The 14,656-nt window shown below is 46.0% G+C and carries 12 protein-coding genes; 10 read left to right on the top strand and 2 right to left on the bottom strand.

The annotated features are described in order from the left end of the window. Positions 1 to 69 precede the first annotated feature (69 nt). From rppH to VIC_RS02985, 5 genes are read left to right on the top strand one after another with little or no spacing between them, the layout of a single operon-like run. Positions 70 to 588: an RNA pyrophosphohydrolase gene (gene rppH / locus VIC_RS03005; RefSeq protein ID WP_006957734.1), complete on the top strand. Its 519-nt coding sequence runs from the start codon at positions 70 to 72 to the stop codon at positions 586 to 588. Positions 589 to 590: 2 nt separating this feature from the next. Then, positions 591 to 2,837: a phosphoenolpyruvate--protein phosphotransferase gene (gene ptsP, locus VIC_RS03000; protein ID WP_006957732.1), complete on the top strand. Its 2,247-nt coding sequence runs from the start codon at positions 591 to 593 to the stop codon at positions 2,835 to 2,837. 8 nt (positions 2,838 to 2,845) lie between these two features. Next, positions 2,846 to 3,637 carry a sulfite exporter TauE/SafE family protein gene (locus VIC_RS02995; RefSeq protein ID WP_006957730.1) on the top strand — a complete coding sequence of 264 codons (792 nt, stop codon included), beginning with the start codon at positions 2,846 to 2,848 and terminating at the stop codon, positions 3,635 to 3,637. A gap of 45 nt (positions 3,638 to 3,682) precedes the next feature. Continuing rightward, on the top strand, positions 3,683 to 4,504 hold the full coding sequence (gene lgt, locus VIC_RS02990; RefSeq protein ID WP_006957728.1) for a prolipoprotein diacylglyceryl transferase: 822 nt from the start codon (positions 3,683 to 3,685) through the stop codon (positions 4,502 to 4,504). A 9-nt stretch (positions 4,505 to 4,513) separates the two neighbouring features. Beyond that, entirely contained in the window at positions 4,514 to 5,365 is an 852-nt protein-coding gene (locus tag VIC_RS02985) for a thymidylate synthase (protein WP_006957726.1), read from the top strand. 268 nt (positions 5,366 to 5,633) lie between these two features. Here VIC_RS02985 and VIC_RS02980 read toward each other — a convergent pair whose 3' ends face one another. Then, positions 5,634 to 6,779 carry a Na/Pi symporter gene (locus VIC_RS02980; RefSeq protein WP_006957724.1) on the bottom strand — a complete coding sequence of 382 codons (1,146 nt, stop codon included), beginning with the start codon at positions 6,777 to 6,779 and terminating at the stop codon, positions 5,634 to 5,636. Between the two features lie 408 nt (positions 6,780 to 7,187). On the opposite strand from VIC_RS02980, the gene nhaR reads away from it, so the two are divergent. Beyond that, entirely contained in the window at positions 7,188 to 8,078 is an 891-nt protein-coding gene (gene nhaR / locus VIC_RS02970) for a transcriptional activator NhaR (protein ID WP_019275515.1), read from the top strand. Positions 8,079 to 8,205: 127 nt separating this feature from the next. Further along, a complete protein-coding gene (locus VIC_RS02965) occupies positions 8,206 to 8,511 on the top strand; it encodes an ArsR/SmtB family transcription factor (protein WP_006957719.1) in 306 nt (101 codons plus the stop codon). Positions 8,512 to 8,606: 95 nt separating this feature from the next. Here the strand turns inward: VIC_RS02965 and rpsT are convergent, their stop codons facing one another. Next, positions 8,607 to 8,867, bottom strand: a complete 261-nt coding sequence (gene rpsT / locus VIC_RS02960; RefSeq protein WP_006957718.1) for a 30S ribosomal protein S20 — start codon at positions 8,865 to 8,867, stop codon at positions 8,607 to 8,609. A 260-nt stretch (positions 8,868 to 9,127) separates the two neighbouring features. Here rpsT and murJ point away from each other — a divergent pair, with 260 nt between their 5' ends. The 3 genes from murJ (at position 9,128) to ileS (ending at position 14,591) form a co-directional block, all read left to right on the top strand. After that, on the top strand, positions 9,128 to 10,690 hold the full coding sequence (gene murJ, locus VIC_RS02955) for a murein biosynthesis integral membrane protein MurJ (RefSeq protein ID WP_006957715.1): 1,563 nt from the start codon (positions 9,128 to 9,130) through the stop codon (positions 10,688 to 10,690). Positions 10,691 to 10,762: 72 nt separating this feature from the next. Next, the gene (ribF, locus tag VIC_RS02950; RefSeq protein WP_006957714.1) at positions 10,763 to 11,698 is read left to right on the top strand and encodes a bifunctional riboflavin kinase/FAD synthetase; all 936 of its coding nucleotides are present in this window, start codon (positions 10,763 to 10,765) and stop codon (positions 11,696 to 11,698) included. Between the two features lie 64 nt (positions 11,699 to 11,762). Beyond that, entirely contained in the window at positions 11,763 to 14,591 is a 2,829-nt protein-coding gene (gene ileS / locus VIC_RS02945) for an isoleucine--tRNA ligase (RefSeq protein WP_006957712.1), read from the top strand. Positions 14,592 to 14,656 lie beyond the last annotated feature (65 nt).

Below are 14,656 nucleotides of genomic sequence, written 5' to 3'. Positions count from 1 at the left end.
AGTAAGTTTGCTACATCTGGGGATATGTGGAAAAATCACTGTAATTAAGAATTTATTAGAGGTTGGCCAGTGATAGATGGCGATGGTTACCGCTTAAATGTGGGAATTGTAATCTGTAACAACCATGGTCAGGTCTTCTGGGCTAAACGATACGGGCAACATTCTTGGCAATTTCCTCAAGGGGGAATTGATGACGGCGAAACACCTGAACAGGCAATGTTTCGCGAGCTATATGAAGAGGTTGGTCTTACTAAAAAAGACGTAAAAATTGTGGCAACTAGCCGTCATTGGTTAAGGTACAAACTACCAAAGCGATTAGTGCGCTGGGATTCAAAACCTGTCTGTATCGGACAAAAACAGAAATGGTTCCTTCTTCGTCTGGATTGTGATGAATCACGAATTAATATGCAGCGAGGAAATTCCCCTGAATTTGATGGTTGGCGTTGGGTAAGTTATTGGTATCCAGTCAGGCAAGTGGTGTCTTTTAAGCGCGATGTATACCGTCGAGCAATGAAAGAATTCGCCTCTGTAGCGATGCCGTTTAAAGAGCGCAGAGCTAAGGGTAAGCGTAAACACAGAAGAGGATAGGCATGCTTTCTCAACTAAGGGACATAGTTGAACAGGTATCTAAAATCGAAGATGTGCATCAGGCATTGAAGGTTTTAGTTAAGCAAACTTGCAGCGCGATGAATACAGAGTGTTGCACTGTCTATCTCGCTAACGAAGAGATGCAGCGCCTTGAGTTGATGGCGACTCAAGGCTTGCGTTTCAAAGGCAATAAAATCCACATCAACTTCAGCGAAGGTTTGGTCGGCTTGGTCAAACGCAGCGCTGAACCTCTCAATCTTGCTGAAGCTTCTCGGCATCCTAATTTCAAATACTTCTCTCAACTTGGCGAAGAGGTCTACCAAAGCTTTTTGGGCACCCCGATCATCTATCGCAAGCAGGTGCTTGGTGTACTGGTGGTCCAACAAAAGCAACCGCGCCAGTTTGATGAGATGGAAGAGTCTTTTCTGGTCACATTAGCTGCTCAGCTAGCGGTGATCATTGCTCATGCTCAAACTCAGGGGCATTGGCGTCTCGAGAAGAAACTTCATACCATCAAAGGTATTCCCGCATCCTCCGGTGTGGCTATCGGCGAGTTTTGGTGGGATGACACACAACCAGATTTAGCGGATGTGTATCCGGCTTCGACCTTGGACATTGACCGTGAGCAAGAGTGGTTACTGCTGGCGATTGAAGATGCGTTGAGTGATTTTCGTCGTATGCGTAAAAAGCTCGATAGCGAAATTAACAAAGATACCTTAGCGATATTCGATCTGTTTACGCACTTGTTGAATGATCCAATGTTGCGAAAGGACCTCAAAACGCAGATTCAAAAGGGGGATCGCGCTGATTGGGCGTTGAGGCAAGTGGTTGAGAGCTACTCTAACCGTTTTGCTCGTATGTCAGATGTGTATCTCAGAGAGCGTGCACAGGACATAAAAGAGCTAGGTCAACGTTTACTTTTCTTCCTCCACAATACCGAGAAAGATCAGCCTTCTATTGAAAAGCCCGTTATATTGGTTGTACGCGAGTTAACAGCAACCTTGCTGGCTTCGATTCCTAAGGAAAAGCTCCTTGCGGTAGTCTCCCTCGAAGGGGCGGCAAACTCTCACGCGGCAATTCTATCTCGTGCGCTGGGTATTCCTGCAGTGATGGGGGTGACACTTAATCCTAAGCCGATTAATGGCAAGCGTGGCATCGTCGATGGTTACAGCGGTAAGATTTTTGTCTCTCCAGGTAAGCAGCTACTCAAAGAGTATCGCGAGCTGGCTCATGAAGAGAGCGAGCTGGCGACCATGGTCAACCAGCGAATTCTTGAACCGGCATGCACCAGCGATGATGTGCGTATTGAAGTCATGCTCAACGCTGGTTTGAGCGCAGATGCGAACATTGCCGTGAACCAAGGGGTCGATGGGGTCGGCCTATATCGAACCGAAATTTCTTTTTTGCTTCAACATCGTTTTCCTTCTGAAGACGAACAAACTCTTCAGTATCAGTCAGTCCTGAATACATACCCCGACAAGCGCGTGGTCATGCGTACGCTAGATGTTGGTGGAGATAAAGCGCTACCTTACCTGCCAATTGAAGAAGATAACCCTTTCCTTGGTTGGCGTGGCATTCGTTTTACGCTTGATCATCCAGATATCTTCCTGATGCAAATTCGCGCCATGATGCGAGCCAGTGCGGAGCACGATAATTTGAGCATCTTGTTGCCAATGGTATCAGGGGCTCAAGAATTGGATGATGCGATTGATTTGATAGAGCGTGCTCATCAAGAAGTCGCTGAATTGGATGAACGAGTTAAAATGCCAGCTATTGGTGTGATGATCGAAGTACCATCAATGATTTATCTGTTGCCGCTGATTGCGGAAAAAGTGGATTTTGTTTCTATTGGTACGAACGATCTGACGCAATACTTACTTGCCGTGGATCGCAACAATGCGCGAGTCTCGGATGTGTATGAGTCGATGCATCCTGCTGTGATCATGGCACTGAATCATATCCAACAGACTTGTCAGCAACTTCAACTGCCGGTGTGTATTTGTGGTGAATTAGCGGGTGACCCTATCGGCGCGCTTCTCATGGTGGGGCTGGGTTACCGTAGCTTGAGTATGAACACGTCGAATGTTGCTAAGGTGAAGTACTTACTGCGTCATATCGATAGTACGGAATTACGCGAACTTGCTGACAAAGCTCTGATGCAGCCTTATGGCAATGACATTTATACTATGATGCAAACTTTCTTTGAGGAGAAAGGCTTTGCAGGCTTTATCCGTGCTGGTAAACGATAAGGAAAAACGTGAATATTGAATTTTTAGTCTTGCTGCTCCTTCTTGGTGGTATTGTTGGAGTGATGGCAGGACTGCTTGGCATCGGTGGTGGTTTGATTGTGGTGCCAGCGTTGCTCTTCTTGCTTCCTATGGCTGGGATTGATCCCGCGATTAGTATGCAAATCGCTTTGGCGACCTCTCTGGCTTCCATTATTGTCACTTCAGGTTCTTCGGCATTTAATCACTTCAAACTCGGTAATGTGGATATGTATGTGGTGAAATGGCTGATGCCCGGCGTGGTCGTGGGCGGTTTTCTCGGCGCGAATGTTGCGGAGTGGATTCCTTCCCAGTACCTACCGAAAGTGTTTGGCGTGATAGTGCTGTGCTTAGCGGTGCAAATGCTGTTTTCGATAAAGCGCAAGAGCCAGAAAATCATGCCTGGCAACAGTGCCACTGTAGCGATTGGCACTGGGATTGGGATGGTGTCGAGCTTAGCAGGTATCGGGGGCGGGTCGTTGTCTGTGCCATTTCTTAATCGACACGGTATTGAAATGCGTAAAGCGGTCGGCTCTTCTTCTGTGTGCGGTTGCTTTATCGCCATCTCAGGTATGATAGGTTTCATCTTGCATGGTTATCAGGCACAATCATTACCAGCTTACAGTTTGGGATATGTTTATGTGCCAGCACTGATTGCCATTGCTTCGACATCCATGTTGACGACTCGCATCGGCGCTAAATTGGCGACATCCTTACCGACGGCAACATTGAAAAAAATCTTTGCGGTCTTTTTAGTCTTTGTTGCCGGAACTATGTTGCTGTAACGGACTCTCATCTAATTATCTGAATACCAAAAGAGTAATTATTCTATGTCTCAGGGATACCTTGAATTTCCTAATATCGATCCTGTTCTGGTTTCGATCGGTCCACTGTCAATTCGCTGGTATGGGCTGATGTATCTGGTCGGTTTTGCGTTTGCTTTATGGCTAGCCAATCGACGAGCAGATAAGCCAGACAGTGGATGGACGAGAGAGCAAGTCTCCGATCTGCTGTTTGCTGGTTTCCTTGGGGTGGTGATCGGCGGACGAGTCGGTTACGTTATTTTCTACAACTTTGATTTGTTCCTCCAAGACCCTCTGTACCTGTTCAAAGTGTGGACCGGAGGCATGTCATTCCACGGTGGACTGCTTGGGGTCATCACGGCAATGTTCTGGTATGCCAAGAAGAATGGTCGTACTTTCTTCGGTGTTGCTGACTTTATCGCGCCATTAGTACCTTTTGGCCTCGGAATGGGGCGCTTAGGTAACTTCATGAACAGCGAATTATGGGGCCGAGTGACGGATGTGCCATGGGCGATTGTCTTCCCTAATGGCGGCCCTTTACCTCGCCACCCATCTCAGTTGTATGAAATGCTTCTTGAAGGCATTGTGTTGTTCTTCATCCTTAATTGGTTCATCAAAAAGCCACGCCCTCTCGGTGCGGTCTCAGGGCTATTTTTAGCAGGATATGGTACATTCCGTTTCCTTGTTGAATACGTTCGTGAGCCTGATGCCCATCTTGGTTTGTTCGGTGGATTTATCTCTATGGGACAGATCCTATCTCTACCTATGGTTATCGTTGGTATCCTGATGATGGTATGGGCTTACAAGCGTGGTCATTATAAAGATGAAATTCCACAACAAACGAAGTAAGGAACGGGTGTGAAACAGTATTTAGATCTCTGTCAGCGAATTGTTGAGCAAGGTGAGTGGATTGAAAACGAACGTACAGGCAAACGCTGCCTGACGGTTATCAACGCTGATCTGACTTATGATGTTGGCCACAACCAGTTCCCATTAGTGACAACGCGTAAAAGCTTTTGGAAAGCCGCGGTGGCTGAGCTACTCGGTTATATTCGTGGTTACGACAGTGCGGAAGATTTTCGCAAGCTCGGTACCAAAACTTGGGACGCTAATGCAAACCTAAACCAAGCTTGGCTCAATAACCCTTATCGAAAAGGTGAGGATGACATGGGCCGCGTTTATGGTGTTCAGGGGCGTGCTTGGGCTAAGCCTGACGGTGGTCATATCGACCAGCTACGTAAGATTGTTGATGATTTAACGCGTGGGGTTGATGACCGCGGCGAAATCCTCAACTTCTACAACCCAGGTGAGTTCCATATGGGGTGTTTACGCCCTTGCATGTATAGCCATCACTTCTCGTTGTTAGGTGATACGCTTTACCTCAATAGTACTCAGCGCTCATGTGATGTGCCTCTTGGCCTGAATTTCAACATGGTTCAGGTGTACGTGTTCTTGGCTATTATGGCTCAGATTACAGGTAAAAAACCGGGGCTGGCTTACCACAAGATAGTGAATGCTCACATCTATGAAGATCAGCTTGAGTTGATGCGTGACGTTCAGTTGAAGCGAGAGCCTTTGGCATCACCTAGGTTCCATATCAACCCGGATATCAAGTCTCTAGAAGATTTGGAAACTTGGGTCACGCTGGATGATTTCTGGGTTGAGGGCTACGAGTACCATGATCCGATCCAATACCCATTCTCAGTGTAATCAGCACGAGTTGTTAAAGAGCCGCCTATCGCAGGGCGGCTTTTTTAAGCGAGAAAGAACGGGCGGCACCTTATGGAGCGTTTTGTTACTGGAAAGTGGGATCGAGCGTCGCCTCGTTGAAAACTAGTATTGTTCACTTAACCACAACTTAGCTCTTTAGCTCATCCGCAGGATGAAACCCCGTTCCCTTCTTCATCAGCTAAGCGTAGACAAACAAAAAAGCCCGCAACCTAGGTTGCGGGCTTTGAATAAGCGATGGTGCTTTGAATTAAGCAGTCAGTGCTAGGATGCTACCTGGCAGTACAAGGAATACCGCAATAAGGTAACCAGCCACTACAGCCTTGTTCTTCACTGCCATATCAGAGATGATGTCAGCGGCTTTAACTGGTAGTTCACGTAGGAACGGAATACCAAAGATAAAGACTGTGGCTAGGATGTTGAACGCTAGGTGTACCAAAGCAATTTGTAGAGCGAATACTGCGAACTCACCTGATGCTGCTGTTGCCGCCAATAGTGCGGTAATACATGTACCGATGTTGGCACCTAGAGTGAATGGGTATACGTCACGAACTTTCAATACACCTGAGCCAACCAGTGGAACCATTAGGCTGGTTGTTGTTGATGAAGACTGAACCAGTACAGTAACCACAGAGCCAGAGAAAATACCGTGAATCGGGCCACGACCAATAGCGCTCTTTAGAATTTCACGAGCACGGCCAACCATTAGGCTCTTCATCAGTTTACCCATCACAGTGATAGCAACGAAGATGGTTGCGATACCAATAACGATAAGTAGTACGCCACCAACAGTATCACCAAATGTAGCAAGAGGCTCTTTCACTGCGCTTACAACAGGCTTAGTGATTGGCTTGATGAAGTTCAGGCCTTTCATACTCATGTCGCCAGTCGCTAGGAATGGTGACACTAACCAGTGAGAAATTTTCTCCAGAATGCCAAACATCATTTCCAATGGTAGGAAAATAGCAACGGCCAGAAGGTTAAAGAAGTCGTGAATTGTTGCACTTGCAAAAGCACGTTTGAACTCTTCTTTATCACGAATGTGACCAAGGGAAACTAATGTGTTGGTTACTGTAGTACCAATGTTTGCACCCATAATCATTGGGATTGCGGTTTCTACTGGAAGGCCGCCAGCCACTAGACCAACGATAATCGATGTCACTGTGCTAGAAGATTGAATAAGAGCTGTTGCGACAAGACCGATCATCAGGCCTGCTACTGGGTGAGATGCGAATTCGAACAAGACTTTAGCTTGATCGCCTGTTGCCCATTTAAAGCCACTGCCTACCATAGATACTGCTAGAAGCAGTAGATATAACATGAATGCCAAGTTAGCCCAGCGTAACCAGCGAGTAGTGCTCGATATAGGCGCCGCTGTAGTAGTAGCTTGGTTCATAATTTTTCTCCGTGGACCGTATTAAGTTTGTATTGGTCGGTTGTTGAAACTGTGGGCGATACTAGATGGGAAATATTTCATTAATATTACAGTTGTGTGTAATAGAAAATTATTTATCTGGACACGGGTTTAGTGCATGTATTTTTAAATTTACATGCACTTTAAGGCTTTGATAAATAATGAAATTTTTGTTTGTTTTTGAAGTCTTAAGATTTGTGTTTAAAGAGGGCTTATTTCACAAAATCGCAATTTTTAGCCAGCGATTCTGACACAAGGCTGTCATATAACTTTTTTGTGTTTTCGGTAAAACTATCTACTTTTAAATAAAAGAAAGGTTTTTTCGAGTTATTGTTGTCATCTGAAGGTTCTGCTATAACCATAGCCATATGTAATACAGAGAGATTTTTCATGTCGCACTTAAATTACAACCATCTCTATTACTTTTGGATGGTATGTAAACAGGGTTCAGTGACCAAGGCGGCCGATGCTTTGTTCCTTACTCCTCAAACGGTAACAGGGCAAATTAAAGCTCTAGAAGAGCGCATGGATGGCAAACTGACCAAAAGAAATGGCAGAAGTATTGAGCCCACGGAGCTGGGACAGCTAGTGTTTAAATACGCTGATCGTATGTTCGGTCTGAGTTACGAGATGCTGGATATCGTCAACTATAGCCAACGCTCTAATATTCTGTTTGATGTGGGGGTGGCGGATGCCTTATCTAAACGATTGGTCAGTAAGATTTTAATGACTACAGTGCCACCCGATAACAGCATTCATCTGCGTTGTTTTGAATCAACGCATGAAATGCTGCTTGAGCAGCTTGCTCAACACAAATTGGATATGATTTTGTCTGATTGCCCGGTCGACTCTAGTCAAAGCCCTGGTTTGTACAGTAAAAAACTGGGGGAGTGCAATATGAGCTTTTTTTCTAGTAGCACTGTGGATCAGGCGCGTTTCCCGGCAGTATTGGAGCAAAGAAAGCTGTTGATACCGGGTAGCCGCACGGCAATGGGACGTAAGGTCTTACAATGGTTTGATCGACAAGGTCTTCAGCCGAATATTCTGGGAGAGTTTGATGACGTTGCATTAATGAAGTCATTCGCTCGTTACCATCATGATGTCATCTTTCTTGCACCTTCTTTATATGTATCAGAGGTAGAAAGTGATTTACCTTTGCAGTTGATTGGACACATCGATGAACTCAAAGAGGAATATTACGTTATTTTTGCTGAGCGAATGATTCAACACCCAGCGGTGAAGAATGTCTGTGATGCAGACTTCACGAATCTCTTCCAGTGAGGTTCTTTTTCATTTCTACAAATAGATTACTGGATGTAAATAGATTAGTATCAGCTATAAATGTATCAATTTATAAATTGCAGGCTGAGATTTGTTGATGTTTTGTTGTTTCAAGGGGTACTAGCCGATGAATTTACAAGAAATGGAAAAGAATTCTGCCAAAGCGGTGGTACTACTGAAAGCGATGGCGAATGAGAGGCGCTTGCAGATTTTATGCTTATTGCATAACCAAGAATTGTCAGTTGGGGAATTGTGTAGCAAGCTTGAGCTGAGTCAGTCTGCGTTGTCGCAACATTTAGCCTGGCTGCGCCGTGATGGCTTAGTGAATACACGTAAAGAAGCACAAACTGTGTTTTATACATTGAGTAGTGAAGAAGTGAAGTCGATGATCCATCTATTGCACAGTTTATACTGCAGCGAAGCTATGGATTAGGTGTGACATGAGAGCTGGGCGGCTCAGTACTGAATTTGAGATATAAAAAAACCGGCGCTAGCCGGTTTTTTCTTCACTGGGGAATCAGAGTTCTATTAAAGAGCTTTGATTGCAGCAGCGAAACGAGACTTATGACGAGCTGCTTTATTCTTGTGAATAAGGCCTTTTGTTGCCATACGGTCTAGGATAGGTGTAACTACAGCGAATGCAGCAGTTGCAGCTTCTTTGTCGCCTGCTTCAATAGCAGCAACAGTTTTCTTCATGTAAGTGCGCATCATAGAACGACGGCTAGCGTTGTGCTGGCGACGTTTCTCAGCTTGGATAGCGCGCTTCTTAGCAGATTTACTATTTGCCAAGGGTCTAACTCCCAAAAACTTAAGTTCGGTGACAATTTAAGGGCGAGGAATATCCCTCATTTGCGCTTAAATGTCAAATGATTTGTGTAAAAACCAATCGGAGCCAAACAAATTTTGGATTAGATAGGTCTTCACGGTTAAGATGGCGGGGATTCTATCAGTATTTTTTTTTCATTGCTAATACTAATCTGCTCTAGCCCCGACATTCCTGTCATAGAGTGGAGCCTTATTGAAAGTATTGCAGGATTCCCGAGGTAGCTGTGAGTAAACGTCTGCTCAAGTCAGGCATGATTGTTAGTGCTATGACTTTGATTTCTCGTGTGCTTGGTTTAGTGCGCGATGTAGTAGTGGCGAATTTGATGGGGGCGGGCGCCAGCGCTGACGTCTTCTTCTTTGCCAATAAAATTCCGAATTTCTTACGTCGCCTGTTTGCTGAAGGGGCGTTTTCTCAGGCATTTGTACCAGTATTGACGGAGTACCATGCCGCAGGTGATATGGATAAAACCCGTCAGTTGATTGCCAGAGCTGCGGGTACTTTAGGTGTACTTGTCTCTATCGTTACAGTGCTGGGAGTTTTAGGCTCTGGTGTGGTCACGGCACTATTTGGCTTTGGCTGGTTCCTGGACTGGATGAACGGCGGGCCATCGGCTGAAAAGTTTGAGTTAGCGAGCTTCATCCTCAAGATCACCTTTCCTTATTTATGGTTCATTACTTTTGTCGCGTTATCTGGTGCGATTCTTAATACCATGGGTAAGTTTGCGGTATCGTCTTTTACGCCAGTGTTTCTCAATGTCATGATCATCCTCTCGGCGTGGTTTATTTCGCCGAATATGGCGCAGCCTGAAATCGGTCTTGCTATTGGGGTATTCCTTGGTGGCTTGGTTCAGTTTTTGTTCCAGATCCCTTTCCTTATTAAAGCAGGCGTCATGGTTAAGCCTCAATGGGGATGGCGTGATCCTGGAGTAGTGAAAATCCGCACTCTAATGATCCCTGCTTTATTTGGTGTATCGGTCAGTCAGATCAATTTGCTGTTTGATACCTTTATTGCCAGTTTCCTTCAGACAGGCTCTATCAGCTGGCTCTACTATTCTGATCGCCTGTTAGAATTCCCGCTTGGATTGTTTGGCATTGCCATCGCAACGGTCATTTTGCCGGCACTATCACGCAAGCATGTCGATTCCCACAGTGACGGTTTCTCACATACGATGGATTGGGGAGTCCGCATGGTGACACTGCTTGGTATTCCAGCGATGCTAGGTTTGATGGTATTAGCGAAACCTATGCTGATGGTGCTGTTTATGCGTGGTGAGTTCAGCCCTCAGGATGTTCAGTTTGCTTCGATGTCTCTGGTGGCCTATGCCTCTGGCTTGCTCAACTTTATGCTGATCAAAGTGCTAGCGCCGGGGTATTACTCTCGCCAAGACACTAAAACACCGGTCAAATATGGCATCATTGCTATGGTGACCAATATGGTCTTTAACGCCATTTTTGCTTGGTTCTATGGCTATGTTGGTTTGGCAATCGCAACGGCATTGTCTGCGTTTGTTAACATGTCTCTATTGTATAGAGGCTTACACGTGGCAGGTGTTTACAAGCTGACGAGCCGCACGGTCGCTTTTGTTGCTAAGCTGGCTTTGGCTGGAGGGCTGATGGTTGCAGCGATTCTCTGGCAATTAGAAGACATGTCAGTGTGGCTGACGTGGAGCCTGTTTGAGCGAGTGATGTCACTGACCATTTTGATTGGATTAGGTGCGGGTGTTTACCTGGTATCGCTCCTCATAATGGGTGTGCGTTTAAAAGATTTAAAAGCAGCGACAGAATAAGTAGGATTAGTATATAATCCGTCAGTTTCACGCTTTGCTAATAATAAAAGAGACAGGAATTAGAAGCTTCCAATGGAATTGATCCGAGGTATTCACAATATCAAAGCACACCATTCTGGGTGTGTCCTGACGATAGGAAACTTCGACGGTGTGCATTTGGGTCACCAAGCAGTACTGCGTCAAGTATCTGAACAGGCAGCCAAATTAGGTTTACCTGCTACGGTCATGACTTTTGAACCTCAACCTTTGGAATTGTTTGCAAAAGAGAAAGCACCAGCACGATTAACTCGGCTGAGAGACAAATTTGTTCAACTGAGCAAATTGAACATACAACGCTTACTTTGTGTGAATTTCAACAAGCGCTTTGCTAATCAGACTCCGGACGAGTTTATTAGCGACTTGTTGGTGAAGCGATTGGGTGTTAAGTTTCTCGTCGTTGGTGATGATTTCTGCTTTGGCAAAGGCCGAAAAGGCAACTTCAAGATGCTCAAAGAAGCCGGTGAAAAACATGGTTTTGAAGTGGTGAGCACACAAAGTTTCTGTCTTGAGCAATTGCGTGTCAGCAGTACTGCGATACGCGAAGCATTGGCAAGCGATGAGTTGAACTCAGCAGCAGAAATGCTGGGTCGAGATTACAGCATCAGTGGTCGAGTATCACACGGTCGCAAGTTAGGAAGAACCATTGGTTTTCCAACCGCGAATATCCCACTGAAGCGTTGCGTGTCACCTGTATCGGGCGTTTATGTCGTTGAGGCCTTAGGCCTTGGAGGCAAACCAATTGGGGGCGTAGCAAATATTGGCAACCGACCAACCGTGAACGGGGTTCGCCAGCAACTAGAAGTGCATTTATTTGACTTTCAAGCCAATTTATATGGCAAGCAGCTAGAAATTGTACTTTTACATAAGCTTCGCGATGAGCATAAATTTGACTCATTTGAAGCATTGAAACAACAAATTGAATTGGATGCTGAAGCAGCAAGGGTGTGGCTGCGTCAGCGTAATCGCTAAACGGTCTAGTCCACCGCTTGGCATAATGTCTAACATTCGCCCAACACAACGGAATTAAGAATCGATGAGTGAGTATAAAGATACCCTGAACCTTCCTGAAACAGGGTTTCCGATGCGCGGCAATCTGGCGAACCGCGAGCCAGAAATGCTTAAGCGTTGGTATAAAGAAGACCTTTACGGCGAAATCCGTAAAGCGAAGAAAGGCAAAAAATCTTTCGTTCTACACGATGGCCCTCCATACGCCAACGGTGACATTCATATTGGTCACGCACTAAACAAGATTCTTAAAGACATTATTATTAAATCCAAAACACTTTCAGGTTTTGACGCTCCTTACATTCCTGGCTGGGACTGCCACGGTCTACCTATTGAATTAATGGTAGAGAAAAAGGTTGGTAAGCCAGGTCAAAAAGTGACAGCGGCTGAGTTCCGTCAGAAATGTCGTGACTATGCTGCGGGTCAGGTAGAAGGTCAAAAAGAGAGCTTCAAACGCCTAGGTATCATGGGTGAGTGGGATAAGCCATACCGCACTATGGATTTCGCAACAGAAGCGAACATCATCCGTGCGCTAGGTAAAATCGCAGATAACGGCCACCTACTAAAAGGCTTCAAGCCAGTTCACTGGTGTACTGACTGTGGTTCTGCTCTTGCAGAAGCGGAAGTAGAGTACAAAGACAAAGTATCTCCATCTATCGACGTACGCTTTAAAGCGGCAGATGAAGCTGCGCTTCTCTCTAAGTTCTCATTGAACGAAGGTCACGAAGGTGAAGGCGAGATCTCGATCGTTATCTGGACAACTACACCATGGACACTGCCAGCAAACCGCGCAGTCTGTCTACGTGATGATCTAGAGTACGTATTGATTCAAGTCGAAGGCGATTCTAAAGAGCGAATCATCGTTGCTTCTGAGCTAGCGAAAGACGTGATGGATCGTGCGGGTATCGAGCACTTCCATAACCTTGGTTTTGCCAAAGGTAGCGATCTTGAACTATCTCAGTTTAACCACCCGTTCTACGATTTCACCGTTCCTGCGATCCTTGGCGATCACGTAACAACGGATTCTGGTACTGGTGTGGTTCACACAGCACCTGGCCACGGCCAAGAAGACTTTGCAGTCGGTAACAAGTACAACCTAGAAGTCGCTAACCCAGTAGGTTCAAACGGCGTTTACCTGCCGGATACTGAGCTGTTTGCTGGTCAACACGTGTTCAAAGCGAACGATGCAGTTGTTGAGACGCTAAAAGAGAAAGGCGCGCTTCTACATCACCACGCTTACGAGCACAGCTACCCGCATTGTTGGAGACACAAAACGCCAATCATCTTCCGTGCAACGCCACAATGGTTCGTCTCTATGGACCAAGCTGGCCTACGTGCAAAAGCACTAGAGTCAATCAAAGGTGTTGAGTGGATGCCAGAGTGGGGCCAAAGCCGCATCGAAGGTATGATTGAAGGTCGCCCAGAGTGGTGTATCTCTCGTCAACGTACTTGGGGTGTACCAATCGCTCTATTCGTTCATAAAGAAACGGCAGAGCTTCATCCAAATACGATCGAATTAGTAGAGAAAGTCGCTCTGCTGGTTGAAGAAAAAGGCATCCAAGCTTGGTGGGATCTAGAGATCTCTGACCTACTAGGTGAAGAAGCGGATAAGTACGAGAAAGTACTGGATACGCTAGACGTATGGTTCGATTCAGGTGTGACTCACTACTCAGTGGTTGATGCTCGTGAAGAGTACAACGGCGCGTCGGCAGACCTATATTTAGAAGGCTCTGACCAACACCGTGGTTGGTTCCAGTCTTCGCTCATTTCATCTATCGCGATGAAAGACGAAGCGCCATACAAGCAAGTGCTTACTCATGGTTTCGTGGTTGACGGTCAAGGCCGTAAGATGTCGAAATCTATCGGTAACGTGGTTGCGCCAAAAGATGTAACTAACAAGCTAGGTGCTGACATTCTGCGTCTATGGGTTGCTTCAACGGACTACACGGGTGAAGTGGCGGTTTCTGATGAAATCCTAAAACGCTCTGCAGATGCGTATCGTCGTATCCGTAACACTGCGCGTTTCTTCCTTGCCAACCTAAGCGGCTTTAACCCAGCCACGGACCTTGTTCCTGCTGAAGAAATGGTGGCGCTAGACCGTTGGGCTGTAGGTCGTGCACTGGCTGCTCAAGAAGAGATCGTGAAAGCGTACGGTGAGTACAACACTCACGCAGTAACACAGCGTTTAATGCAGTTCTGTTCTATCGAAATGGGCTCATTCTACCTAGACGTAATTAAAGATCGTCAGTACACAGCGAAACTTGGCGGCCACGCTCAACGTAGCTGTCAGACTGCGCTTTACTACATCGTAGAAGCGCTTGTTCGTTGGATGGCGCCAATCATGTCGTTCACTGCAGACGAGATCTGGAACGAGATGCCGGGCGAACGCGATAAGTTTGTATTCACAGGCGAGTGGTACGAAGGTCTGTTTGGTCTAGTTAAAGGTGAAGAGCTTAACAACGAATTCTGGGCTGAAATCCAAGCGGTTCGTGGCGGTGTGAACAAACTGCTAGAAGATGCTCGTAAAGAGAAGACCATTGGTGGTTCTCTGCAAGCAGAAGTGACCCTTTATGCTGATGATGCACTAGCGGCGAAACTAAACAAGCTTGAAGATGAACTGCGTTTTGCGTTACTGACATCAGCGGCGGTTGTGAAACCTCTAAGCGAGAAGTCAGAGGCTGCACAAGCAACTGATGTTGAAGGTCTGTTTGTTGAAGTGAAAGCAACGGAAAACGAGAAGTGTGACCGTTGTTGGCACCACACTCCAGACGTAGGCACAATCGAAGGTCATGAGAAGATTTGTGGTCGTTGTGTGTCTAACGTTGATGGTGAAGGTGAAACACGTCGCTTCGCGTAATTTATAGCAACTAGAAGTTGAACTTTATTGAGATAATATAGCCCCAGTACTGACTGGGGCTACTT

It is taken from the genome of Vibrio coralliilyticus ATCC BAA-450 (assembly GCF_000176135.1).
Lineage (GTDB): Bacteria > Pseudomonadota > Gammaproteobacteria > Enterobacterales > Vibrionaceae > Vibrio > Vibrio coralliilyticus.
Note: the sequence above shows the minus strand (reverse complement) of the source record. Positions and strands in the feature narration are given on the sequence as shown.

Bases quoted from the DNA above. Each gene is read 5' to 3' on its own strand.
- ptsP (WP_006957732.1), top strand. From the start codon at position 591: ATGCTTTCTCAACTAAGGGACATAGTTGAACAGGTATCTAAAATCGAA.
- ileS (WP_006957712.1), top strand. From the start codon at position 11,763: ATGAGTGAGTATAAAGATACCCTGAACCTTCCTGAAACAGGGTTTCCG.
- ribF (WP_006957714.1), top strand. From the start codon at position 10,763: ATGGAATTGATCCGAGGTATTCACAATATCAAAGCACACCATTCTGGG.
- VIC_RS02980 (WP_006957724.1), bottom strand. From the start codon at position 6,779: ATGAACCAAGCTACTACTACAGCGGCGCCTATATCGAGCACTACTCGC.
- lgt (WP_006957728.1), top strand. From the start codon at position 3,683: ATGTCTCAGGGATACCTTGAATTTCCTAATATCGATCCTGTTCTGGTT.
- nhaR (WP_019275515.1), top strand. From the start codon at position 7,188: ATGTCGCACTTAAATTACAACCATCTCTATTACTTTTGGATGGTATGT.
- VIC_RS02965 (WP_006957719.1), top strand. From the start codon at position 8,206: ATGAATTTACAAGAAATGGAAAAGAATTCTGCCAAAGCGGTGGTACTA.